At 60.9% G+C, this 23,955-nt stretch carries 17 protein-coding genes and 1 pseudogene; 2 read left to right on the top strand and 16 right to left on the bottom strand.

From position 1 onward, the window contains the following. Positions 1-170 precede the first annotated feature (170 nt). From IVB05_RS17830 to IVB05_RS17790, 9 genes and pseudogenes are all read right to left on the bottom strand, one after another. Positions 171-356: a hypothetical protein gene (locus IVB05_RS17830; protein ID WP_214491036.1), complete on the bottom strand. Its 186-nt coding sequence runs from the start codon at positions 354-356 to the stop codon at positions 171-173. A 558-nt stretch (positions 357-914) separates the two neighbouring features. Then, positions 915-1,064: a hypothetical protein gene (locus IVB05_RS17825; RefSeq protein WP_214491037.1), complete on the bottom strand. Its 150-nt coding sequence runs from the start codon at positions 1,062-1,064 to the stop codon at positions 915-917. A gap of 115 nt (positions 1,065-1,179) precedes the next feature. Further along, on the bottom strand, positions 1,180-1,476 hold the full coding sequence (locus IVB05_RS17820; RefSeq protein WP_247785887.1) for a hypothetical protein: 297 nt from the start codon (positions 1,474-1,476) through the stop codon (positions 1,180-1,182). A 303-nt stretch (positions 1,477-1,779) separates the two neighbouring features. Continuing rightward, on the bottom strand, positions 1,780-2,511 hold the full coding sequence (locus IVB05_RS17815; protein WP_214491039.1) for a sensor histidine kinase: 732 nt from the start codon (positions 2,509-2,511) through the stop codon (positions 1,780-1,782). A 120-nt stretch (positions 2,512-2,631) separates the two neighbouring features. Then, a complete protein-coding gene (locus IVB05_RS17810; protein WP_247785885.1) occupies positions 2,632-2,871 on the bottom strand; it encodes a hypothetical protein in 240 nt (79 codons plus the stop codon). Continuing rightward, a complete protein-coding gene (locus tag IVB05_RS17805; RefSeq protein ID WP_247786767.1) occupies positions 2,868-3,266 on the bottom strand; it encodes a threonine/serine exporter family protein in 399 nt (132 codons plus the stop codon). The genes IVB05_RS17810 and IVB05_RS17805 overlap by 4 nt, the downstream gene beginning before the upstream one ends. Before the next feature lie 168 nt (positions 3,267-3,434). Beyond that, a pseudogene (locus IVB05_RS17800) lies at positions 3,435-4,080 on the bottom strand (threonine/serine exporter family protein); the annotation flags it as partial. Between the two features lie 91 nt (positions 4,081-4,171). Continuing rightward, positions 4,172-5,884: a thiamine pyrophosphate-dependent enzyme gene (locus IVB05_RS17795; RefSeq protein ID WP_247785883.1), complete on the bottom strand. Its 1,713-nt coding sequence runs from the start codon at positions 5,882-5,884 to the stop codon at positions 4,172-4,174. 125 nt (positions 5,885-6,009) lie between these two features. Next, on the bottom strand, positions 6,010-8,874 hold the full coding sequence (locus IVB05_RS17790) for a winged helix-turn-helix domain-containing protein (protein ID WP_247785882.1): 2,865 nt from the start codon (positions 8,872-8,874) through the stop codon (positions 6,010-6,012). Positions 8,875-9,403: 529 nt separating this feature from the next. Between IVB05_RS17790 and IVB05_RS17785 the strand changes: the two genes are divergently transcribed. Together IVB05_RS17785 and IVB05_RS17780 are read left to right on the top strand one after the other, a co-directional pair. Next, on the top strand, positions 9,404-12,232 hold the full coding sequence (locus IVB05_RS17785; RefSeq protein ID WP_214491042.1) for a winged helix-turn-helix domain-containing protein: 2,829 nt from the start codon (positions 9,404-9,406) through the stop codon (positions 12,230-12,232). A 58-nt stretch (positions 12,233-12,290) separates the two neighbouring features. Beyond that, positions 12,291-15,149 carry a winged helix-turn-helix domain-containing protein gene (locus IVB05_RS17780; protein WP_247785880.1) on the top strand — a complete coding sequence of 953 codons (2,859 nt, stop codon included), beginning with the start codon at positions 12,291-12,293 and terminating at the stop codon, positions 15,147-15,149. A gap of 89 nt (positions 15,150-15,238) precedes the next feature. Here IVB05_RS17780 and IVB05_RS17775 read toward each other — a convergent pair whose 3' ends face one another. The 7 genes from IVB05_RS17775 to IVB05_RS17745 all read right to left on the bottom strand — a co-directional run bounded on the left by IVB05_RS17775 (position 15,239) and on the right by IVB05_RS17745 (position 23,871). Beyond that, positions 15,239-18,082, bottom strand: a complete 2,844-nt coding sequence (locus IVB05_RS17775) for a winged helix-turn-helix domain-containing protein (protein ID WP_247785878.1) — start codon at positions 18,080-18,082, stop codon at positions 15,239-15,241. 33 nt (positions 18,083-18,115) lie between these two features. Next, positions 18,116-18,661 (bottom strand): AraC family transcriptional regulator, encoded by a 546-nt coding sequence (locus IVB05_RS17770; protein WP_247785877.1) that lies wholly within the window; start codon positions 18,659-18,661, stop codon positions 18,116-18,118. Positions 18,662-18,841: 180 nt separating this feature from the next. Beyond that, positions 18,842-19,045: a DUF1656 domain-containing protein gene (locus IVB05_RS17765; protein ID WP_214491046.1), complete on the bottom strand. Its 204-nt coding sequence runs from the start codon at positions 19,043-19,045 to the stop codon at positions 18,842-18,844. A gap of 5 nt (positions 19,046-19,050) precedes the next feature. Further along, entirely contained in the window at positions 19,051-19,998 is a 948-nt protein-coding gene (locus IVB05_RS17760) for an HlyD family secretion protein (RefSeq protein WP_247785876.1), read from the bottom strand. Continuing rightward, positions 19,998-21,950, bottom strand: coding sequence for an FUSC family protein (locus IVB05_RS17755; RefSeq protein WP_247785875.1), 1,953 nt, complete (start codon positions 21,948-21,950; stop codon positions 19,998-20,000). The genes IVB05_RS17760 and IVB05_RS17755 overlap by 1 nt, the downstream gene beginning before the upstream one ends. 175 nt (positions 21,951-22,125) lie before the next feature. Beyond that, positions 22,126-22,929 carry an acetoacetate decarboxylase family protein gene (locus IVB05_RS17750; protein ID WP_247785874.1) on the bottom strand — a complete coding sequence of 268 codons (804 nt, stop codon included), beginning with the start codon at positions 22,927-22,929 and terminating at the stop codon, positions 22,126-22,128. A 141-nt stretch (positions 22,930-23,070) separates the two neighbouring features. Next, positions 23,071-23,871: an acetoacetate decarboxylase family protein gene (locus tag IVB05_RS17745; protein WP_247785873.1), complete on the bottom strand. Its 801-nt coding sequence runs from the start codon at positions 23,869-23,871 to the stop codon at positions 23,071-23,073. Positions 23,872-23,955 lie beyond the last annotated feature (84 nt).

Raw genomic sequence — 23,955 nt, 5'->3', positions numbered from 1 at the left:
CTCAATGGTGCACCCGATGATGTTATATGCGCCCCGTTCGTTCCTATCGCGATGTCCAGCCCACTTCTTGAACTGCGTTGCGATGCATAGAACGTCCTTGTCACGTTGATGTGCGAGACGATTGCAGGGTGTCCGACTGGGGATGACGGGCGATGTTCGAAGGAGCCGGTTCAATCGCGCCATGCGCCGTCGAAGGCTGCTGACACGACATCGATGGTGAACTTCGGCAGCACCATGAACAGAAAAACGAAATCGAAGGGATCCGCTTTTGCGAGCGATCGTACCGTGCTGCCGCCTGCACGACCGGCATAGCACTCGACGCTGCAATACCGGCTATGGGTGGACAGATCGCGCAAGTAGCTTCGCTGAAGCGGCCGCGAGCACGCTGCGCAGCAGGACGGCCTGCGCAGAGTTCTGTGGTTCACCAACACGAAATTCATGGCTGTCCTCAGGTCGTTTTCGCTACCCGCGTCATCGTGCGATACGTCCTCGGGCTCCAACGCTGCCGCTACTGTCGGACGGTTTCATGCCCGCCAGGATGAACTGCCTGCATGGCTCGCTGAGCTCCGCATTCTTTTGTCTAAGACAGGCAGTGATCTGGTCCGAATCGGGGATGAACGCACTACAAAGGCGAAGCGCGTCGGGGGTGCACGCGCGTCGTTCCTCCGGAGTTCCTTGCGCGAATACAGAAGCGGGCGAAGCCAACAATGCTAGCCAAGCAACGCGCGCAAACGCTTTCAACCCAAGTCGCATCGATTTGTCTCCACCCATTCGAAAAGCCCCAAACCGAAACAGGACCCCTCAATGGTGTCCTGATAGTGTGCCCACGAAGCCCCCTGCCCGATCCTTGGTATCGCGGCGCGGCCGACGCATATTGAACAGCGTTGCGATCCATAGAACATCCTTGCCGCCTCTCATTCGGGCGCGGGCAGAAAGTGCTCGAACAGTAGGCGCGGCAGGATCAGCCCCAGGGTCATGGCCCCGATAACCAGAAACGCTGTGGTCTCGTTCACGGCGACGCTGGTCAGCAGGACCGCCGGCGCGCGCGGCCCGATCGAGACCAACTCGACAAGGGCGCTCGCGGCGCTGTCGCAAGCGCCTACCCGACACGTATGTTCGAGCACAGGCGACCGACGTTAACCCTCGGCGTCACGTCTGTCATGCTTCCCACAGTCAATGTCAGAGGTGGCACGCTGCAACACGATCGAGGTCGGCCAGCCGGTGCTCCGCACTGGCTCGAAAATCGAGGCTCGCGACCAAGTCGAGCAGGCGTTGATAGGCGCGATCCGCAACCGCGACAGGCAAAGGTTCCTCGTCAAAAGCCTCGATGTAGCCGCCGACCAAAGAGCTCAGCAACCGGCACAAGGCCCGTTGCCCGGGCTCCTCCCTAATCAAGGTTTCGATTTTTTGCTGGAAGGTGTGGAAGGTCCGCAAGCCGTGATGCTGCTGCGAAAGCCACGCGTGCAAGTCGTTCATGTCAGCCTCTTCAAGTCATGGAAGAAGCTACGGATTTATACAGTCGGCCAAGGCTTCGCGCCATGGTGAATCTCGCATCCCTGCGTCGCTCGTTATGCAGCCATCCGCTGACAGTGCCGCAGACTGAGCGTCCGCTCTTCAGACCTCGGGCAGGCCAGCCAGCCGCAGGCCTTTCCGCTGTTCGTCGTAGACCGGTTGATCCGTGTGGCTCTGCGAGTTGAGTCCGATCGTGGTCTGAAACGAGAATTATCGTCTGGCGATCAAGTCAGCCCAGGCAGCTTCGATCCGAAAACGCCACGTCGCCTAGCTCGCCCCCAGATCCTGGGTTCCAGCCGCCTGCAACTGTTGAGGCCGGCGCATCCTCCTCCGCTTCAACCGAACAGCATGAGACGCGGCGGCGGCGCGTTGCTCGGCCTCAGTCAATGGGAAGGTGAGAAGGAAGGACGATCCTTCCGCGGCGCAAGACGTATGAACGCGGCCGCCCAGACTGTTGGCCAGCTCGCCGATGATCGCTAGCCCTCGACCGCGCCGGATCGATTCAGGTGCCGAGCCATTGTCAGAGACACTGCACTTTACGACGTTGCCCGCAAGCTTCAGCTCCACTCGCAATTCTGGATGTCTATCGTCGAATTGTGCATGTCGTGCCACATTGGTCAGTAGCTCGGATATGATCAGCCCAAGCTTCCAGCAGCGCTCTCCTTCAAGTTTCAGATCATCCGCTGAAAACAAGACACGTATCGCCAGACGGTCCAATCGGTATTTCGTGATGGAGAAGCAAAGCTGCTGGAGGTACGCCGCGGCATCGGTGAGGCTCCCCTGATCCGGCATGCGCAGCGCCCGATGAACATCGGCGCAATGATGCAGGAGGTCTACGACATCGAGGAGCGCGGCCTTGACCGCCGCGCTATCTGACCGCACCGCTTTTGCCGAAACAACGTATATTGCGGAAGTGAGTTCGTTCTTTATTCTGTGGTTCAACTCGCGAAGAAGCAATGATGCATCGGGATTCGGTAACTGTACAAGGTGCTTTGTCATTGCGTGCTCCACGATTTGTTCGCTCTGGCTAAAACTGACGCTAGCGTCCGCCGCAGTTTCGTTCGGATAGCAATGCCGTTCCAGGCAGCTCGCGCAACGAATGGCCTCAGACAGGAGCGTCTATAGTTCGACGCCGCGGTGTTCCAATTCGGCTTCAATCGCGTCAAAGACGATCTCGACTGGCATCACTGCAAGATTAGTCCAGAGGATGATCACAGCGCGCGCGGCGATTAGGTATTCGGTCATGCTAGCATTACTCCCAATACGAGAGCCCGTCTCTGCGCGATCATTGGTATCGCGGCGCGCCCGACGTATATTGAACGGCGTTGCGATCCATAGAACATCCTTGCCGCGCTTCATTCGGGCCCGGGCAGAAAGTGCTCGTACAGCATGCGCGGCAGGATCAACCCCAGGGTCATGGCCAGGATGACCAGAAACGCCGTGGCCCCGTTCACGGCGACGCTGGTCAGCAGGACCGCCGGCGCGCGCGGCCCGATCGAAACCAACTCGACAAGGCCGCTCGCGGCGTGGAACAAAAAGAAGCCCGGCATCATCGAGACGACGGCGGAGAAGCCGACTGCCGCGAACGGCAGATGCAGCCGGTCGGCAACCGGCGTGACGATGACGCTGACGACGATGCAGGCGACGAAGGCACCGGTTGCAACATTTGCCGATGCCATCGAGATCGCAGCCCAGCGCACCGCATGCGCTAACATGCCGACCCCGATCGGGACCGGCAGCAGACGCCATGGCATCGAGAAGAAGGTGCCGAACGCGGCGACGGCGCATCCTGCCGCAATCACGTCAGCAACCAGCGGCGTCGGCGCCGACGACCCGCCAGCCGGAAGAGTTGCGCCGGTGACGACGAGCCCGAACCATAGGCCGGCGCAGATCATCAGCACCACGACGTTCGCATAGGCCAGGCGCGCGATGCCGAGTGCGATGCGCGTGCGCGCGAGATCGATGGCGCCGTTGAGAAGATGCGGACCAGGCACCAGCACCATACAGGGACAGAACGCGATCAACGTTATCGCCTCCGACAGTTGCAAGCGGCCGGCGGCGCCAGCCACGGCACCGGCGATGGTTGCAGCGCAAAGCGGCTGGATCAAGGGATTACTGCTGAAGCCCGACAGCGCTCGCGGCAATCAGCAGCAGGCTTATTGCATCGACCGCGCCGAAAATGACGCCGAGCGACGCCGCACCAACGGCCGCCAACAACGTGAATCGCAGCGTCGATACCGACGGCAGGTGGCCTGCCGCCGCCAGTGCGGACCGCATGGCGCCGGCCTCCAGCTTGCCATCGCAGACCTGATCGACCACGGTCGTGACAGCAAGGACCTTGCCCATATCGACGCCGAGCGGCTTTACGGGAACAATTTGTGACAGCGTTGTGCCGTCGATCTCAACCGTGAGCTGACCCCAGTATGGCAGCGCCGTCACCGGCACGCCGAGGGCGCGGCCAAGCCGCTCGGCAGCAATAACTATTCGTTCCGTGGTCTGCCCGTGAGCAAACAAAAGCGCTGCCGCCAGCGCAACTGCGTCCAATACCGCTTCGCGTGTCAGTGGCATTGGTTCAGGTCGCGATGATGGTTGATTGACGCTGACCATGACGAGTTATTACCGGACAAGCGCCTTGATCATCGATCATGACGACGCCTGATCAGAGGAAATTCTCCTTCACCATCTCCCAGACATCGTCTCCCCGGCCGTGCAGCACGGCGCGAGCCGAATAGAGCGCCATTCCGACGGCCGGCTCGACGGTCATGAACGGCGGCATCACGAGTTGCATGGGATTGACGTGCACGTGCAGGAGCGCAGGTCCCGGCTGGGACAGCCAGAGCTTGACGGCGCCCTCGAGCTGGTCCGCCTTGCAAACCGTTCGGCCCCATAGACCCATCGCCCGTGCTACTTCCGCAAAATTAGGGTTCTTCAACTTGGTGAAGGTATCGAGCATGCCCTCGGCCTTTTGCTCGATCTCCACAAAGCCAAGCTTGCCGTTGTCGAACACCGCTATCTTGATCGGCAATTCCTGCTGGACGATGGTCATAAGGTCGCCGAACAGCATGGAAATTCCACCGTCGCCTGCCAGGCAGACGACCTGGCGATCAGGTTGCGATTTCTGCAGTCCTATGGATGACGGCATGCCGTTCGCCATCGTTCCGTGCAGAAGGCTGGCAAAGATTCGGCGCTGACCGTTGGCTTCGATGTGGCGATAGGCCCAGGCGGCCGGGGTCCCGTCGTCGGCGGTGAACAGCGCGTCCTTTGCTGCATGCTGACTGATCACTCTTGTCAAATAGCTTCCGGGAATGCTGCCGTCGCGACCGGCGACGATCTTTTCCTTTTCCGCTTCCTTGTATTTCGCGTAGCGCCCTAGATATGCGGTGCGGAAAGAGCTATCGCTGCGTTCGTTCAGCTTGGGCAGCAACGCTTCCAGCGTTGCCTTGACATCGCCGACGACGCCCTTCGTCACCGGATGACGCCGTCCGAGATGCGTCGGGTCGATATCGATCTGCACGATCTTTGCCTTGCCTGGATAAAATTGCCGCCAGGCGAAGTCAGCGCCCAACATCAGGCACGTGTCGCAGTCGAGCAGCGCGTGATAGCCGGCCTCATTGCCGAGCATTCCGGTCATGCCAATGTTGTAGGGGTTGTCATGCTCGAGGAAATCCTTCGCGCGCGAGGTGTGCGCGATCGGCGCCTTCAGCTTTTCCGCGACAGCCAGGATCTCCTTGTGCGCTTCCTGGCAACCCGATCCGCCATACACGGCGATCCTTTCACCCTGGTTGAGAATGTCCGCCATTTCCGTGAGGTCGGCGTCGCTCGGCCGGACGACGGGATTTGAGACATGGATCGAATAGGGCACGTCCTCATGCACGGTTGAGGCCGACACGTCCGCCGGCACGATGAGAACGGCGACACCCCGCTTCGCCAAAGCGGTTTGGCAGGCAATGACGGTTTTGCGGCGCGCCTGCTCCGCCGTATAGATCATGTCGCAGAAGACGCTGCAGCTTTGGTAGACCTGCTTGAAGTCGACCTCCTGGATGAAGTCAAAGCCCAGCTCGTCGCGGATGATCTGGCTTGCGATCAGCACGACGGGCGCGCGGTTGCGGTTGGCCTCGAATATACCGTTGATGAAATGCAGACTGCCGGGGCCACAGCTTCCGGCCACAGCCGTCAAGTGACCCGTCACCTGTGCCTCAGCCTGCGCGGCGAATGCGCCAGCTTCTTCGTGGCGCACCGAGACCCACTCGATCTTGCTTCGTTCGAGCGAGCGAGCGATCAGATTGAGCGTGTCGCCCACGACACCGTAGCAATGCCTGACGCCTGCGCTCTGCAGGGTCTCAACTATGATATCCGCAACCTTCTTGCTCATGGCATGCGACCCTGCTGTGGCTATTTGTGTCACAGCATGCGCCATACCCCTGAAGCGGGCTTGCAGGTGATTGCGAGGATTTGTACGCGATTGCGCTAAAGACGAATTACCGGTCCGGAGTCGATCTAGCCAGCAGCCATGGCGCCGGACTGGAACCGGCTGAGGATTTGTCGAGCGCGATCGTGAACCGGCGAGACGATCCCATCTGACGTCCGATTAAGAGCTGCGCTGATATGTTTGTATGCCACCGCCGTTCGCTTCTGTGACAGCAACAGCTCGGCAAGATCGATCGCCGACTTTAGTTCGAACAAGGTGGCCGAGTGACGCCTTGCCCACTCGATCGACGACAGCAGGCTCTTTTCTGCTTCGGGATAGTCCTCGGCCGACCTGGACGCCAGGATAAGGCCTTTCACCCTGAACAGGGCCGGCACATACAAGAATTTTCCTCCGCGCTTCTGGACATCGAGGGCATTCACCACCAGCGCCAGCGCCTCCCCGTGCTGGCCCAAGGCAGCAAGGCCCGCGCCGAGATCGCAGACAAAATCCATATTCAGCATTTCGTGACGTTGAGCCTCAAGCTTTTCCAGCGCGCTCTTCAGCAACGGGACGCCGTCGCGAATATTGGCTTGAAGGAGAAGCCACCGACCTCGCAACCCGGTCGCGACCGCACGGTATGGCTTCAAGGAGTGAGCTGCGGAAAGGACGGTCAGTTGCCCAATGTGCTGCTCTGATCTCTGCCAATCCTCCAACGCGAGATAGATAGGGATGATCAGGCTTAGCGACCGGCACAATGTCGCTGGATGGCCGGATTTTTCTCCTTCCGCTATCGCAAGCCTTGCGTAGTCCAGTGATTGGTCGAGCTGCCCCCTGTACAACAGCGAACGCGCCAAGCCGACAAGCAAGAGGCTGGTGTGATGAAACAAATGGTGTCCATCGCGCAAGCGCCAGCCGGACGCCGAGTGGCGCAGGCCAGCCTCGAAATGCTTCTGTGCAACAAGATGATTTCCCGCCAAATGATTGGCGGCGCCCAGCATCGCTTCAGCAAGTGCCATGTCGCCGGGATCTTGCGTTTTCAAAGCCACTTTTTGACTTCGGATGGCGATATCGAGCGCGCCCGGAATGTCGGTTGTCCAACGCAAATACATGAAGAGCCCGCTCAGAAGCCTGAGCTCGTAGGCCAGGTCCTGCTGCACTACCACAACGTCGAGCGCCCGAGAAAAGGCCGAGCGGACGTGTGGATTGCTGCCTTCAGTGTGCATCAATGCCAGCGGCAGCGATGCGCAAATCTCCATCTCGCGGCGGGTGTTCTTATGCTGATCTCCCAGCCGGGCTATCGCCTGTTCTGCCCAGCTCTGGTATTCGATCAATAGCGACAGCTCCATGAATAGCTGCGTTGAAGCGGCCGCAAGTCTCGTCGCAATCTCGTCGTTGCCGTGTAGTCCAAAGCTCCATTCCAGCGCCGACCGAACATTGCCGAGTTGGCTCGAATAGGCCGCAACCCTTTCTGCCCTCGGCAGAGCCGATAGCATCTCTTTTTGCGATTCGAGCTGTCGGGTGACGTATTCCGCGTGCCGCAGGGAGATCGCGTTGAATTCGTCATGCTCCTCCAATTTTTCGAGCGCATAGGCGCGCGTCGTGTCGAGCAACCGATGTTGTGGCTCTCCATGGTCAAGCTGAGTACATATCAACGACTTTTCAACCAGACCGGCGATTGCGTTACAAATCTCTCCATCGTCGGAGCCTTTTTCGCCCGCGACATGCCTCGCTCCCTCAAGGCTGAACTGTTCTACAAACCGGGCAATTCGTCTGAAAACAATCCTCTCCGCACCCGTCAGCAGATCGTAGCTCCAATCCAGCGTTGCCTTGAACGTCTGATGCCTGGGGACCGCCGTCCGATGGCCCAATTTCAGCAATTCCAGCCGAGATACCAGGCGCGCCACCGTGCCCCTGACGCCCAGCGCGGCCACTGGTCCCGCGGCCAATTCGATGGCGAGCGGTAGACCATCCAATCTCCGGCACATATCGGCGACCAACGGTGCCTCACGGTCCGTGAGAACGAAATTGCCGCCTCTCGCCGTTACGCGCTCGATAAAGAGCTGCACTGCCGGATAACGCAGCACGGCGTCCGCCGTCTGCTCCGCATCGGCGGGCGGAAAATCCAGCGGAAGGACACGATAGCAATGTTCGCCCTCCACCCTTAGCAATTCGCGACTTGTGGCCAGCAAATGGACTTGCCCGGCTTCTTGAAAGAGCTGCTCGGCGACCGAGGCGACTGCTTCGATCACGTGCTCGCAATTATCGAGGATGATGAGCAGCTTTCTCGAACGGATGAGATCGATGAGCTCCACGCTCGCTGCGTTCGATTTCAGCACAAGTCCCAAGGACGTCCCGATGGCCCGCACAACATGATCCGAATCGCTGAGGCTTCCCAGGTCAACGAAGTAGACGTCTCCGCCGAACTCCTCGGCAACGGCGTGGCCTGCGGCGACGGCGATAGTCGTCTTGCCGATGCCACCGGGTCCAAGCAGGGTCACGAAGCGCTCCACTCGGAGGTTGTCCATGACGTCGCTGAGCACCGGCTCTCGCCCGACCATCCTGCGCAGCCGCGGGGGAATTGCGCCCTGGTATCGCCGAGGGGCGGTGTCGGCCGCACCGTCGTCGACCCCGGCGACAGTCCCGACGAATGAGTAGCCCCGTCCCTGGATGTTCGCGATATACCGGTTGCCGAATTTGCCGTCTCCCAACACCTTGCGGATACCGGCCACGTGTACCCGCAGGCTCCCCTCCTCGACGGTCACATCGGGCCAGACGTGATCAAGTAGTTGCTGCTTTGAGATGACCTCGCCCGGGTGTTCGGAAAGATAAATCAGAATGTCGAGCGCCCGGCTGCCAAGGGGGAGCACCACACCATCGCGCCGAAGGACCCTCTCGCTAACCGAAAGCTCAAAAGGGCCAAACTTCATTTCTTTGTGAACACTATCGCCATCCATGGTCGCGATGCTCACTCAGTAAGGGCAAAACGAAGGTGCATGCACACTCTCGACGTGGGCCTGCTTCGGTTCCCGTGCGCAAGATAGTGCGCGCAGCTCTCTCATAACCAAACGGCCACATTTCCTGAGCATTCGCTCATGGCTGAAGCATATGTTCACAAACTCTGTTCCCACCAGTCAAATGTCCATTTGACCCGGTAAATTGGCATAGCGTCCGCTGCTGGCACGCCGCCGCAGGCGATATTCGACCACTTGACGAGGTTGGCGCCGCGGTCGGGCCAGAGCTTCCGAACGGGAGAGTCCAGCACTCCGCGAGGGATGCCCGCCCGCCGGGTCGCGAACACGGCAAATCCCAGTCACTACAATGACTAAGTCGCGCAACGAGCCGAACTGCGGTCGGTTCGGGCATCACCGCAATGACCGCCGGCCCTGATCGATGCTGCTGCCCCTAATGTTCGCTTGCGGACCCGGGGCTGCCTCCGTCAAGTAAAATTTGGTAAAAGATGTGATCCATCCGGGGCCTCCTTCGATGAACGGACGCGCGATCTCGTTTGGCCCGTTCCGACTCCTTGCCGAGCAGCGGATACTGCTGGAGGGCGACAAGCCGGTGCGGCTCGGCAGCCGCGCCTTCGACATTCTCGCCGCCCTGGTCGAGCGTGGCGGCGACGTGGTCGGCAAGGAAGAGCTGATGGCTCGCGCCTGGCCGCAAACGTTCGTCGAAGAGGCGAACCTGAAGATTCAGGTCAGCGCCTTGCGCCGCGCCCTTGGCGACGGCCAGGGTGGCAATCGTTACATCGTCACCGTGGTCGGACGGGGTTATAACTTTGTCGCGCCCGTGCGCATCGACGAGCCATCACGGACCTTGCCGCCTGCGACCGTCTCGCCGGCAGCGGTGCACAACCTGCCGCTCGCCGTGACGCGGATGATTGGCCGCGAGGAGACTGTGGAAGCGCTCATCTCGCGACTGTCGCGCGAGCGACTGGTGACGATCGTCGGGCCTGGAGGCATCGGCAAGACGACGGCCGCGCTCGCCGTCGCCGAGCGAATAACCTCCGAATATGAACATGGCGTCTGGCTGATCGACCTGGCATCGCTCGGTGACGCGCGCCTGGTGCCGAGCGCGGTTGCGACCGTACTCAATCTTCAAATCCCCGCCGAAGATCCGATTAACGGCTTGGTCGCTGCTGTCAGAGACAGCCGAATGCTCCTCCTCCTCGACAGCTGCGAGCATGTCATCGACGAGGTGGCGAACCTGGCGACGGCGCTTCTCAGCGGAGCGAAGGGTGTCGATATTCTGGCTACCAGCAGGGAACCGCTCCGAGTAGCGGGTGAAAACGAGTACCGCCTGGGGCCGCTCGGGAGTCCCCTGCCCTCCTCGAAGGTGTCCGCCGCCGAGGCGGCGGCCTTCCCGGCCGTGCAATTGTTCGTCGAGCGGGTGACCGCGATCGTCGAAGACTTCGCGCTGACCGACGAGAACGCTCCACTGGTGGTCAAAATTTGCAGTGGGCTTGACGGCTTGCCGTTGGCGATCGAGTTCGCAGCTCCTCGCGTCGCGGTGCTTGGCATTGAAGGCCTTGCCGCCCACCTGGACCACAACTTACGGCTGCTGGGGACGAGCCGCCGCGTAGCAACGACGCGGCACCGCACGATGCGGGCCGTGGTCGATTGGAGCTACGGTATGCTGAGCGAGGACGAGCAACGGTTCTTCCGCGCTCTCGGCATCTTCGCGGGCGGCTTTACCGTGGAGGCGGCCGTAGCCGTTGCCATGGATGCGGCAACAACAGGCGTTGATGCGATCGACCGCTTGGCGGATCTGGTGGCGAAATCGTTGGTGGTCGCGGATGTCAGCGGCGCCAAACCGCGGTTCCGACTGCTCGACACGACCCGTGCCTACGTGGTCGAAAAGCTTGACGAGAGCGGGGAGCGCGAACGGCTCGCGCGCCGCCGCGCCGAGTACTACCGCAAGCTTTTCGAGCGCGCCGAGGGCGAAGCAGGAGCGCGGTCTGCGGGCGAATGGCTGGCCGAATACGCCTGTGAAATCGACAATTTGCGCGCGGCGCTCGACTGGGCCTTTGCGCCAGGCGGGGATGGATCGATCGGGGTGGCACTGACCACTGCCGCGGTGCCGCTCTGGATGGGTCGATCGCTGGTTGGGGAGCGCGGGAGCCGCGCAAAGCAGGCGCTTGGCGCTCTTGGAACCGGAGAGACCCGAAACCTGCGCGAGGAAATGAGGCTGCACGACGCGCTCGGCGTCTCGGCAACCGAGGCCGGCGAGATGGGCGCCGCATTCACGAAGGAACTCGACATCGCGGCGAGGCTTGGCGACCGGGAGTATCAGCTGCGCGCTCTCCACGGCCTGTATTTCTATCATTCCGGGAGCGGTCGATACCGGGATGCGCTGCAGTCTGCGCAGAGATTCCATGATCTGGCAGCAAACCAGAATGCTCAGCTCTTGGGCGAGCGCATGGTGGGCGCGGCCAAACATTTTCTTGGCGACCAAATAAGTGCTCGGCGCCATCTCGAGAAAGCGCTGGCTCACTATGCTGCTACCGAACAAGAACGGGATGTTACCCGCTTCGGAACTGACCTGCGAATATCGCTGCTTGGATTCCTTGCGCGGGTACTCTGGATGCAGGGGCTTGCGGATCAAGCGATGCAAACTGCGGAAGCGAGTGTTGGAGAAGCGCAGGGGATCGGTCACGCAACGTCGCTTTGCTACGCCCTGGCTCTGGCGGCATGCCCGATCGCGCTATGGGTAGGAAACCAAACTGCCGCAGCACACTATACGCGAATACTGACCGACCAATCGAGACAGCATGGCTTGTCGCTCTTGAGCACGTTTGCTTCCCGGTTTCAAAGAGTTATCGCACTCAAGGGTGGCGATCTCGACACGGGATCGCGGCCGCTGCGTGAGATCGTCGATCCGAACGCCAGCTTTGGAGTCTTGACTGGCCTGACTGAGCAAGCGGAAGCCTTGGGCCACGCTGGGCGGATCGGCGAAGGGCTTGCGTTGCTCGAAGCAGGCATCGAGCAGTGCGAGACAGGCTGGCTCACGCCGGAGTTGCTACGCCTCAAGGGCGAGCTCTTGCTACTGCAGAGCACGCCTGCAGCCGTGGAAACGATAGAGGGCCTCTTCCGGCAGGCGCTGGACGAGTCGCGCCGGCAAGACGCTTTGTCCTGGCAGCTGCGTGCTGCGACAAGCCTCGCGCGCTTGCTGCGCGATCAGGGTCGATGGGCCGAAGCGATTGCCTGCCTCCGTCCAATCTATGACCGATTTACGGAGGGGTTCGGCACCGCCGATCTGGTCGCGGCCAAACAGCTTCTGGATGAAGCGGATGATCTCGGGAACATCCCGTGAAGATGCGCTTCTGTGAGGCCGAGCCGATCACGGATGATCGATCCGGAGGCTTCCTTCGATGAACGGACGCGCGATCCTGTTTGGCCCGTTCCGGCTCCTTGCGGAGCAGCGGATGCTGCTCGAGGGCGACAAGCCGGTGCGACTCGGCAGCCGCGCCTTCGACATTCTCGCCGCTCTGATCGATCGCGCCGGCGAGGTGGTCGGCAAGGAAGAACTGATGGCTCGCGCCTGGCCGCAAACGTTCGTCGAAGAGGCGAACCTGAAGATTCAGGTCAGTGCCTTGCGCCGTGCCCTTGGCGATGGCCAGGGCGGCAATCGTTTCGTCGTCACCGTGATAGGACGGGGCTACAATTTCGTTGCGCCCGTACGCGTCGACGAACCATCGCGGAGCCAGCCGCCCCAAGTCGCCCCGTCGGTGGGGGTACACAACCTGCCGCTGACCGCGACGCGGATGATTGGCCGCGCAGAGGCCGTGGAGGCGCTCATCTCGCGGCTGTCGCGCCAGCGCCTGGTGACAATCGTCGGTCCCGGAGGGATCGGCAAGACGACGGCCGCCCTCGCCGTCGCCGAGCGAGTGATCACAGAATACGAGAATGGAGTCTGGCTGATCGACCTGGCATCGCTCGCTGACGCGCGCCTCGTGCCGAGCGCGGTTGCGACCGTGCTCAGCCTTCAAATCCCCGCCGAAGACCCGATTAACGGCTTGGTCGCTGCCGTCAGAGACAACCGAATGCTCCTTCTCCTCGACAACTGCGAGCATGTCATCGACGAGGTGGCGAGGCTGGCGACGGCGCTTATCGGCGGAGCGAAGGATGTCGATATTCTGGCTACGAGCAGGGAGTCGCTCCGGGTCGCGGGTGAAAACGAATATCGCTTGGGACCCCTCGGAAGCCCACCGGCCTCGTCCGGGCTGACGGCCGCTGAGGCGGCGACCTTTCCGGCCGTGCAACTGTTCGTCGAGCGGGTGACCGCGATCGTCGAAGATTTCGCGTTGACCGACGAGAATACGGAGCTGGTGCTCGAACTTTGCCGTGGGCTCGATGGCTTGCCGCTGGCCATCGAGTTCGCCGCACCTGGCGTCGAGGTGCTTGGACTTGAGGGCCTTGTCGCCCGCCTGAAGGACAGCTTGCCGCTCCTGGGTTCGCGCCGTCGCGGGCGGGTCCAGCGGCACCGAACGATGCGGGCCGTCATCGATTGGAGCTACGGCCTGCTGGGCGAGGATGAGCAACTTTTCTTCAGGGCTCTCAGTATATTTTCTGGCGGCTTTACGGTCGAGGCGGCCGCAGCGGTGGTGATAGACTCGGCAACGACAGGCTGCGAGGCGATCGACCGCTTGGCCGATCTGGTGACGAAATCGCTGGTCGTTGCGGATGTCAGTGGCACCAAACCGCGTTTCCGGCTGCTCGAAACGACCCGCGCCTTCGCGATCGAAAAGCTCGACGAAAGCGGTGAGCGCCGGGATATCGCGCGCCGGCACGCCGCATACTACCGTCAGTTCTTCGAGCGGGCAGCAGCAGAAGCGCCGGTGCGAGCGACGAGCGACTGGCTGGCCGACTACACCCAAGACGTTGACAATTTGCGCGCGGCGCTCGACTGGGCCTTCTCATCTGGCGGCGAGGCATCGACCGGTGTGGCACTGACGGCTGCGGCACTCCCGCTCTGGATTCGCTTATCACTGCTCGAAGAGTGCTGCAGACGAGCCCGGCAAGCGCTCGGAGTCGCACCGACTGAGAACCCGCGGGAGGCAATGCAATTGCAAGCCGCGCTGGGCGCATCGACGCCTGAGGCTTCCGAGATGGTCGCAGCGTTCACCAAGGTACTCGACATGGCCAAGCGCCTGGATGATGTCGAGTACCAGCTGCGCGCCCTCTGGGGATTGTATTACTATTACACTGGCATCGGCCGCTTTCGGACCGCGCAACCCTTCGCGCTGGAGTTCCACTCACTTTCCCTGCGCGGCTCGGATCGGAACGATCAGATGTTCGGCAAGAGCATGGTAGCAGTGGCCGAGCACTATGTCGGCGATCAGGTGAGTGCGCGTAGCCAGCTGGAGCAACTGCTGACGCAGGGTGCCGCTGGCGATCTCGGACGGGACGTCGTCCGCTTTCGATATGTCGTCCGATTCGGCATGGACTTTCGCCTCCAGGTCACCGTATTCCTGGCGCGAGTGCTCTGGCTGCAGGGATTTGCCGATCAAGCCATGCGGATGGCGGAGCAGAGCCTCCAGGAAGCTGACGCGACTGGCCACGCCATCTCACAGTGCTTTGTCCTTGCCCTCGCTTCATGTCCGATCTCATTCTGGGTTGGCGACCGAGTCGCCGCTGCCAAGTACACTGCCAAGCTGGTTGAGCTGTCGCGACAGCACGCCTTGCCGCATTGGGCCGCTTTCGGCGCGCGGTTTGAACAAGTCCTCGTCATCAAGGCTGGTGACCGAGACGGCGGATCGCGGAGGCGGCCAAGCAGGCGGGAGGAAGTGACCGCGCCCAACTTCAGCTTTCGCTCCTTGAGTGGACTCACGCAGCTGGCGGAAGCCCTTGGCCAAGCCGGGCGCACTACCGAAGGGCTGGCGGCGCTCGAGGCCGACGTCGGACAGTTCGAAGACGGCTGCTTTTCGCCGGAACTCATCCGCCTCAAGGGCGAACTTACCATGCAACAGGACGTGCCCGGCGCCGCTGGATTTGCGGAGGCACTCTTGCGGCAAGCGCTTGATGGGGCGCGCGAGCAAGGAGCCCTGTCATGGGAATTGCGAGCGGCGACGAGCCTCGCCCGCTTGTTGCGCACTCAAGACCGCCCTGCAGACGCCATCGCCTGCCTCCGGCCGATTTACGATCGCTTCACGGAGGGCTTTGGTACCGCCGATCTTGTCGCGGCCAAACAGATTCTGGATCAAGCGAACGATCCCGGCACCATCCGGTGAACATGCGCTTCTGTGCGGTCGAGCTGACGCCGGTTGCGAAGATGTGCCACCGATCACGTATCAACCGAAGCATAGACCGGCAGAGGCGCTCAGCGGACCACCCTGACAACGTCAGCCTGCGAAGATGATCCGTTCAAGACCTGTATGGCCAACTGCAGGTCAAGTGTGTCGAACCCCTCCCGGAACTTCGTGTAAACAGCCTGTAACGTCTTCGACGCCGCCTCCTTTTTCTCAAGCGACTTCTCAGCGATCACCAGGCTGGTGGCAGCCCGGAGCTCCCATGACAAGCTCGCTTGCCTGGCGGACAAGTCGAGCGCGCGAAGAAAATAGTCTCTGCAAACAGCCAAGCCTTCGTTGTTGCTCAAGGCCAGTTCGCCCCTGATACGGAGCAATTCGGGAGCGTACCATTGGCCTTCATCAAGGTTGATTTTCGCCGTTTCGAAGATGTCGAGCGCCAGCCGCAGCCGGCCGGCGGCGGCCGTGGATCTCGCGAGTTCTGCCTGCAGGAACCAGTTGAAAACCCCATAGCGCGCCGCCGACAGCTTCTCCAGACCGGAGTAGAGCGTCGCGGCCGCCGCTTCAGCTTCGCCGCGCCTTGCCCTGCCGAGGGCCTGCATGGCGAGGCCGAACCCATGATAGCTTTCAACGGCGTATTTTCGGGCGTGTTCAACAAGTTCGTTGGCAAGCGCTTCGGTCTCATCATCATCCGGGCTTGTCAGATACATGTTGAAGCTCGCCCAGGTCAGCGCCACACACAGGGGCACCGCGTGATCGAGTTGGCGTGCTTCGGCGATCGACATTCGATTAAGCCGGCGCGCATGGTCGGGAGAGCCACGCAGCCAAACCAGGTTGGCCAGAACGCCCAGAGCATCGGCTTTACGGTCGTAGCCAAATCGCTTGATAAGAGACTGTCGCGAGGCTTCGTCGTCGCGATGCAGAGATAGTTCGAGACAGCCTTCGGCCTCCAGTATCCGCGCTGTGTGGTGGTAGGTGACTCCGCGCATGTAGTTGGCCATTGCGATGGCGCCGCGATCGCCACTCCGCTCCGCGACATCACCGCAGTGGTCGGCCAATCTGGTGGCCTCGGGATAGTTTGGGACGCGAATTTGGTGCGCCCAGAGAACAAGCAGGGAGACCAACTGGTGTTCGGCATCCTTGAGGCCCTCGGCAAGAAGGCGTGCTTTGGCCCAGGTCGCGTAGGACTCTTCGGTCATGCCACCGGTGAACATCATGCAACTCGCGAGGGCCGACTGAATAACCATCTCTTGTCGTGTGCCCGAATTCACGTCGTCGAGGCGACTTATGGCCTTTCTCATCCACTCGCGGCATTCGGTGAGCAGCGACATACCCATCCAGGTGCCTGCCGATGCTGCGGCGAGTTCGATGCCGATTTCCGCATCACCCGCAGCGGAAAACGTCCAGTTCAGGGCGGCTCTGAGATTGTCGACCTCGATCCCGAGCGCCTTGGGCCAGCCCGACGCATCCATCGCGGCGCCCCGTCTGAACAAGTCACTGAAGTAAAGGGCGTGATGGCGGCGGAAAAACTGCCCATCGCTTTCAGGCAGGCGCTGCAAGGCAAAAGCGCGCGTGACGTCGAGCAACCGCAGACGCGATTCGTGTCCATAGGCTGCGATTAATGATTTCGACCGAAGCTCCCAAACGCAATCCGATACTCTTGCTTCATCAACCTTCTCATCGGCGACAACTGCGATCGCCGCCTCGAACGTGAATCCGCCCGAGAAAACGCCAAGCCTGCTCAACACGAGCCTCTCCCGCTCATCGAGCAGGCCATAGCTCCATTCAAGCGTGGCATTTAAGGTCTGATGCCTTGCCGCAGCGGTCCGACGGCCTGCCCATGTCAGATTGAGGTGGTCGTCAAGCAGGCTCGCAGTCTTGCCAAGACCGTAAATGACGACCCTGCAGGCCGCGAGTTCGATCGCCAGGGCGATACCATCCAGACGCCGGCAGATGCCGGCCGCAATCGGCGCATCAGCATCGACCAGCTCGAATTGACCTCGCACGGCCCGCACGCGCTCGACCAACAGCTGAACGGCTGGATATTCAAGCGCACGCGCCGCCGATATCCCCTGATCGTCCGGAGGACATGCAAGCGCGGCGAGTTCGTGGACATTCTCACCTTCGACACGCAACGCTTCCCGGCTGGTCGCGAGTATGTGCAATGCTGGCACGCGGCAAAACAGCCTTTCCGCGAGAGCGGACGCTCCATCGATTAGATGTTCGCAACTGTCGAGCACGAGCAACGTCGGAGCTTCCAGCAAGTGATCGATCAGGGCTGGCACAACATCGTTGGTTTGTATCGCCAGTCCGAATGAGCTCGCCACCGCGGACGCAACGAGGGAGGCGTCACCAAGAGAGCTCAGGTCAACGAAGCGAACCCGCCCGTCGAAGATGGAGCGCATCTCATGCGTAACAGAGATTGCAACGGTAGTCTTGCCGATACCGCCAGGGCCAACGATCGTAACGAACTTCTGCGCGGCGAGCTTCGCCTGGATCGTGGCGATCGCGTCCTTTCGACCAACCATGCGCGTCAAACGGGCGGGTAGCCATGACGTCGCAGCCAAGTCGATCTCCGGCGTCTCGAGAGAAGGTGACGTTATCGGCACGATGAAACGGTAGCCGCGGCCAGGCACGTTCGCGATGTATCGCCTGGTGGGGTCATTTTGAGCCAGCGCCTTGCGCAGCGCCGAGATGTGCACGCGGAGACTAACCTCATCGGCTCCCCGCTTTGGCCAAACGCGCTCGATCAAGGTCCTTCTGCTGACGACTTTGTTCGCTTGCTCGACGAGGACAACGAGGACGTCCATCGCCCGCGCTCCGAGTGGCACGACCTTTGTGCCATTGGTCAGGAGCCTGTTACCGATCGATAACTCAAAAGGACCGAAGCTCAGGACTTTCCGGTTCTGACCGCTCATGGGATGTCTCTCATCCGCGCTGACTCTCTGACCTCACTGCTCTATCTCGTGTTCGCGGCGCCAACTGGCTGGACTATGCCCAAAGGCTTGCCGGAATAGTCTGCACAGATGCGCCTGATCCGAAAATCCAACGCCCAGCGCGATTTCGCTCAGCGAGGCTGAACTGGTTAGCATCAGATGGCAAGCTCTCTCCAACCGCCTCTTGACCACGTAAGCATGTGGCGGATCTCCGAAGGTTAGCTTGAACGACCGCGAGAAGTGTGCCGGGGTCCGCCGCGCGACAGCGCTGAGGTCCTGGGTATGAATGGTACGGTGCAGATTCTTTTCGATGAAGGTTCGCACCCGCGCGATCTGCCAGCCGGCCAGCCCGGCCGTCCTGGATCGCTTCGCGCCGGAATGGCGTTCGATCTCCGATTGCAGGATGGTCGATGCCGTGGCCAGCGACGCCTTCGCCGCCTCGCGATCGTGCTCGAACTCGCGCCTCACCACTTCAAGGAGCTGGGCCAGGCTGCCCGCCAGATAGCCGAACCGGAGAGCGGCTGGCGAAGAATTCGATGCAGTACTCTGCGACCCTTCCATATCAATCCCTCGACGAGAATTCCGGCCCGGCAAGAGCATGGTGCAAGCGGTCCTGTTTGGCTTGTTAAGTAGCGTTCTGAACTATTAATTGCAGCGCAACATAAAATAACGTCGAAAAATCAATAGCATAAACGGTCGACGACAAGCCGAGGAGCTATTTAGCCTGCCCTCAGGCTGCACTCAGATCCAGGACGCCATAAGGCCGACGAGGATGCAGACGTAGAGGGCCGCCTCCGCAAGGGGCGGGTTGGCGAACATCGACCTCAATCCGAGGCGGCCGACGACAAACCGGATTACGATCAGGATGATCAAGGCGAGGAACAGACACCTCACAAAGGGGTCAATCAGGACGCCGCCCAGTTCGATATCCCTTGGCGCACGCATCGGCTTCACCCAAGTCGGCTTATGAGCCGATCGAAGATTCCTCGATCGGGCTTCGGTGCAGGAGCTTTCTTCCTGCCGACAACGGAAACGCTGCAGGTCATTCCTGCAACGAGCGGCACGTCTTGCGGGACCCGGTCGATCCTGATCCGCACCGGAATGCGCTGCGCGAGACGAACCCAGGTGAATATCGGATCAACGTTCGGAAGGCCCTGCGTGCTGCTTGCGGCGTTCGCGGCACTGATACCGCCCGTGATGCTCTCGATCCCGCCCTTGATCGGCATTTCATAGCCAAGCAACGTCGCCTCGACGTCCTCTCCGACACGGATGTTGGCGATCTTCGTTTCCTCGAAGTACGCGTCGATCCAGTAGGAATGCTCGTCGATCACCGAAACATTGGGCGTTCCGGCCCGCGCAGAGTCGCCGACCCGCATCAGGAGGTTCGTGACGTAGCCGTCGACAGGCGAACGCACCTCCGTCCTCTGGAGATTGATGTCGGCTTGCGCAAGCGCGGCCTTGGCGCTCAAGAGGGCGGCATCCGCCATCTTCGCATTGCCGTCGAATATCTGCTTCTCCTCAATCGAGGTGGACAGTGTCGTAAGAATCGCCCGCCGGGCGTTCTGTGCCTTCTTGACTTCGAGGTCAGCCTCACGGCTCAGGATGGTCGCTTTTGCATTCTCCAGCGCGACCTCGAAATCAAATTTTTCGATGACGTAGAGTATGTCGCCCTTGTGGACGTGCTGGTTGTCGGAGATTCGTATCTCCACGATCTTGCCGGAAATCTGCGGCGCCACATTTGCGACCTGGACACGGACCATACCATCGCGCGTCCATGGCGCCGTCACATAAACGCGCCAGCCATAGCCCGCAGCAACAAGCGCTGCTGCGACAAGCACGCCGGTCGCAAGATATCGGAGCAGGTTGACCGCTATTCGCTTCTTTGTCGCTACGCCCATCACCCCTCTCCCTTGTTGACGAAGCCCCGGCCGGCGAAATGCCGGATCCTGCGCCCCTCGCGCTCCAGCACCACGCCCGCGGACCATAGGTCAGTTACCGCGGCCAGCATTGTTTCCTGCAGCCCGGCCTTGCCTTCTCGCTTGCGTCGAAGAATTGATCTGGCGCCGGCGTAAAGGCGCCGGCTATTTCCGGCCTGAAGAGCCCGTTGCAACGGGCCAAGCCCGGAGCGGATGGCCGGATCGTCCGAGCTCTGCTCCAGGTGAGCGTAGGCCGCAGCCGACGCGAGCGACAGGTCGTTGGTCGCGAGGAGGCCCTTAAGCACTTCCGGATGCGACCTATCCTTGTTAGTGGCCGCGGCAACATAGTCGGAAATCCTGGAGGCCAGCACCATGCTCAGCACCGGCAGGCTGTATTTCCTGCCGGTCATCGACGCCGCCAATGTTTCCTTCGTCGCCCTGACGACGGCCCGTTGCTTGTCGAGCTCCGATACTGGCCACACCAGGCGGGACGCCAGAAATACGACGCCGAGGGCAAACGCCACGAACATGCATTGCGAAAAGAAGCTAAGCGCGTTGAACGATTGAGGGTTGGATGGCGCCAACAAAACCAGGAAAATGACGTTCATTGTGGTTCCGATACCAGCGATCTTCGGATTGGCGCTGAACAGGCAGCCAAAAATCAGCACCGGCGCGATCGCAATCGCAAGCCGGACAAAGTCCTGTGAGTCGGTGAGAAGATAGAAGTGAACGATACCGGCGCTTGGCGCGGCGAGCGCGAAGCTCACCATGGCGGCGACCGCGAATTTCGACGGATTTGGCATTGTCGTGCTCAAAGCACACAGGTTTGCGGTGATCATCAAAGCCGAAACGGACACCGGCCATCCTGCAAGCACGAGAAAAAGCGCTCCCGCTGACACCGCAATCCCGATACGAATCGCATTTTGCAGCGCAAAGAAGAACTCCTTGCGATGTGGCAATCGCACATCACGAGCCGGCTCGCTCCCTTCGCGCAGGGATAATTGCCCGTCCTTGAGCTGAGCCATGGCTTCCACGCAGCGAAGGGCCTGCTGAATCTGCCCTATGGCCGCGATAGTCACGTCAGGACGCGACGTTTCGTCGTCGCGTAGCCTGGCCAGCAACGCCAGCGCCTCTGAGCGATCGCCATCGAGCGCAGCAAGACATTGGTCTCTGATGGTTACGGCCAAAGGATCGCCACGCTCAAGCAAGCCCAGCAATCGAACCTGTTGGACAATCTCGACCAGCGCCAGCATCGCGCTCCGGGCGCCACCTGCCCGATGTCGCCCATCTGCCATGTCGTGAGCGACGATATCCACCTCATCCCTCAAGCCGGCAATCTGTGCGAAAAGCACCCCTGCTCTTTCCGAATCGTCCCTGGCTCCGCCTAACACGTCGCGCGCGTAGTCGCGCAGATCATGCCAGGCCTGGGTGATCCGGCGATCCAACCCTCGCCACACCGGCGGCGAACCGAAGAGATCGTTGATGAGTGTCACGCAAAGGATACCAATCGTGATCGCGGCCACGCGATCGGTCATCGTTGTGAACACCTTTTGCGGCGTATCGATATTGACGACGGTAATAATTCCGACGGTGTAGCCGGACAAAACGGCGGCATAGGCCCGAAAGCCGCGGAAGTAGCTCCCGACGAAGACGCAAATGCATATCCAGAGAATGAAAGCCGCAAGCAGGCCGACACGCTCGCCGGGAAAGAGACCCGCGATCACGATTGACATCGCAGCGCCGATGAACGTCGCGGCAATCCTGTTGACGGCTTTCGCCAGTGCGGCCCCGCGTGTGGGCTGCGCCAGGATAGCGACAGTCACTGCGGCCGATGCCGCTCCTCCAAGCTGCAGCCAGAACGCCACGTAGAGCGCAGTCACCGCTGCCAGCCATATGCGCAGCGCATGTCCCCATATGTGAACTGGTATCACCATCTGCGCTTCTTTCGTGAATGAACCGTCGACCAGGTATTCGGGCGCCGTTCGCGTTATCCTTTTTCCAGAAACACTCCCTCGCGGAGGACCTCCTTGGGACGGGGGATCCGAGGAGGCCCTCCCGGCAAAGCGAGGGGACTGCACGCTTCGCCGCAAGGCGGGAGAGTTGTTCAGGCTATTTGCGCGTGCGGTCCTCCAGGATCGTCAGGTCCGTGACGGAGTAGGCGAGCGAATAACGGAATCCGGACTCGATGCGCCTTGGCTCGAGGGCGTGCAGCTCTTCGCCTTGCGCGTCAGGAATATTCAATTCACCCTCCCCTACCCATGCGTCGGCGACCGTGAGATTGTCTGTGAGCGACATCGCCAGCTCATCGACCGCCGGCTTGTCCTGATATCCGGCAGCCAGGCTCGGGAAATATCGCAGCAGGACCGTCGGCCGGTTCAGAAGCGACAATCCGTTTTCGACAGGCTTCCGCAGGGTAATACAGGCTTCCGCCAGACGCTGGCCGTGCGCGGAAAGGCTCGCGCCAAATCGGCCACCGGGCATGATCGGCGCTGCGGCAGGGCTTGCCGCGGCAAATGTGCGCGTTTGGAAAATGCTACCCATTTTCTTGGGAAAGCCTTGCGTCCACCCTCGCGCCAACGCGGCATCGTTGTCGACATAGATGTAAGGGCACCACATCACGGGTGTGTCGCGATGCATCGCGTCGAGCAGCACAAATGCCTCGCGATACTGATAACGGGCCGGATCGAGAAATTCGTCGTCCTGCGCGGTGAACTGCCAATCCAGAAACATTATGACGGCATGGCCGTTCGACTTCGGATCGGGAGTGAGACCGCTCGGCAGCGTCGCGGCCGTCGCCTCGGGGTCGGTCCAGAACTCAACACCCACAACGTCGCTGGAGTAGTGCCAGGGCGGCGGTGGGGTCAGTGCCGCCTGACCGAATGGCGACTTGGGAACGGTAAAGCCCTTCAGCATTTTCAACTCCTGCGCATTATCGACGGATAGCCTATCGAAGCCAGCCGCAATTGATTTTATCGGCTTGCGTCGGCTTGTCTGTTCTTGCGGTTAGAAGAACTGCTTTCAGTGCATTCCCTGTTTGGGCCGGCAAGACGATCGCTAGACGGTCAAGTCGGCCAAAATCTCGCAATCGGAGATCGAACAGGAAAACGAGAACCGGAAGCCGCGACCGACCTTGATCGGCCCCAACATGTCGAGCTCTTCGCCGTGAGCTTCAGGAAAACTCAGCTCTCCTTCACCGACCCATAGGTTCGAGATCAGGAAATTCTCCATCATGCACCGAACGAGCTCATCCACGGCCGGCTTGTCGTGCATGCCAGCACAAAGCCGCGGAAAATATCGACGCGCCACAATCGGCCGATCAAGCAGGCCAACAAGATGATCTGCCCTTTCGCGCAGTATCACGCGAGCTTCTGCCAGCCGCTGTCCACGGGAGGATACGCAACCGGCAAATCTGCTCTTGCTGGCGAGCGGTGCCGAAGCCGCGCTGGCGGCGGAAAAACTGCGGGTCTGGTGCACGACGCCTAACTTCTTCGGATAACCCTGGATCCAGCCTCTCATGATCGCCGCATCGTTGTCGGCGTAGGCGTACGGGCACCAGGCTATTCGTGACCCCTGCCACGTTGCATCGAGGAGAACGATGAATTCGCGGCACTGATATCGCGCTGGATCAAGGTACTCGTCGCCGCTCGCGGTGAACTGACAATCGACGAAGAGCGCGACAGAGCGCCCCCAGCAGAGGGCATCCAGCTTGACGCCTCTGGGAAGAATGTCAGCCGACACATCCGGGTCGTTCCAGAACTCCACGGCCAGCACCTCACCAGCGTAGTGCCATGGAGGTGGCGGTGTTAACGACGCCGTCCCCAGAGGTGACCGCGGGACCGTAAAGCCCTTGAGCATCTGAAGAACCTTCCCCGACAGCCTGGTCGCGACGTCACCCGGCATTGTCCCTGAAGAGCTTAGGCGCAGCAGGGTTCCTGTCGC

The sequence above is a fragment of the Bradyrhizobium sp. 170 genome (genome assembly GCF_023101085.1).
In the GTDB taxonomy this organism is placed as follows: domain Bacteria; phylum Pseudomonadota; class Alphaproteobacteria; order Rhizobiales; family Xanthobacteraceae; genus Bradyrhizobium.
This window is presented reverse-complemented; position numbering and strand designations above follow the sequence as displayed.

What these genes read in the sequence shown, in the direction of transcription:
- IVB05_RS17810 (WP_247785885.1), bottom strand. Translation starts at nt 2,871, where the DNA reads ATGAAGCGCGGCAAGGATGTTCTATGGATCGCAACGCCGTTCAATATA.
- IVB05_RS17780 (WP_247785880.1), top strand. Translation starts at nt 12,291, where the DNA reads ATGAACGGACGCGCGATCCTGTTTGGCCCGTTCCGGCTCCTTGCGGAG.
- IVB05_RS17805 (WP_247786767.1), bottom strand. Translation starts at nt 3,266, where the DNA reads ATGCCATGGCGTCTGCTGCCGGTCCCGATCGGGGTCGGCATGTTAGCG.
- IVB05_RS17795 (WP_247785883.1), bottom strand. Translation starts at nt 5,884, where the DNA reads ATGAGCAAGAAGGTTGCGGATATCATAGTTGAGACCCTGCAGAGCGCA.
- IVB05_RS17770 (WP_247785877.1), bottom strand. Translation starts at nt 18,661, where the DNA reads ATGGAAGGGTCGCAGAGTACTGCATCGAATTCTTCGCCAGCCGCTCTC.
- IVB05_RS17760 (WP_247785876.1), bottom strand. Translation starts at nt 19,998, where the DNA reads ATGGGCGTAGCGACAAAGAAGCGAATAGCGGTCAACCTGCTCCGATAT.
- IVB05_RS17775 (WP_247785878.1), bottom strand. Translation starts at nt 18,082, where the DNA reads ATGAGCGGTCAGAACCGGAAAGTCCTGAGCTTCGGTCCTTTTGAGTTA.
- IVB05_RS17820 (WP_247785887.1), bottom strand. Translation starts at nt 1,476, where the DNA reads ATGAACGACTTGCACGCGTGGCTTTCGCAGCAGCATCACGGCTTGCGG.
- IVB05_RS17815 (WP_214491039.1), bottom strand. Translation starts at nt 2,511, where the DNA reads ATGACAAAGCACCTTGTACAGTTACCGAATCCCGATGCATCATTGCTT.
- IVB05_RS17750 (WP_247785874.1), bottom strand. Translation starts at nt 22,929, where the DNA reads ATGCTGAAGGGCTTTACCGTTCCCAAGTCGCCATTCGGTCAGGCGGCA.
- IVB05_RS17765 (WP_214491046.1), bottom strand. Translation starts at nt 19,045, where the DNA reads ATGCGTGCGCCAAGGGATATCGAACTGGGCGGCGTCCTGATTGACCCC.
- IVB05_RS17755 (WP_247785875.1), bottom strand. Translation starts at nt 21,950, where the DNA reads ATGGTGATACCAGTTCACATATGGGGACATGCGCTGCGCATATGGCTG.
- IVB05_RS17745 (WP_247785873.1), bottom strand. Translation starts at nt 23,871, where the DNA reads ATGCTCAAGGGCTTTACGGTCCCGCGGTCACCTCTGGGGACGGCGTCG.
- IVB05_RS17790 (WP_247785882.1), bottom strand. Translation starts at nt 8,874, where the DNA reads ATGGATGGCGATAGTGTTCACAAAGAAATGAAGTTTGGCCCTTTTGAG.
- IVB05_RS17785 (WP_214491042.1), top strand. Translation starts at nt 9,404, where the DNA reads ATGAACGGACGCGCGATCTCGTTTGGCCCGTTCCGACTCCTTGCCGAG.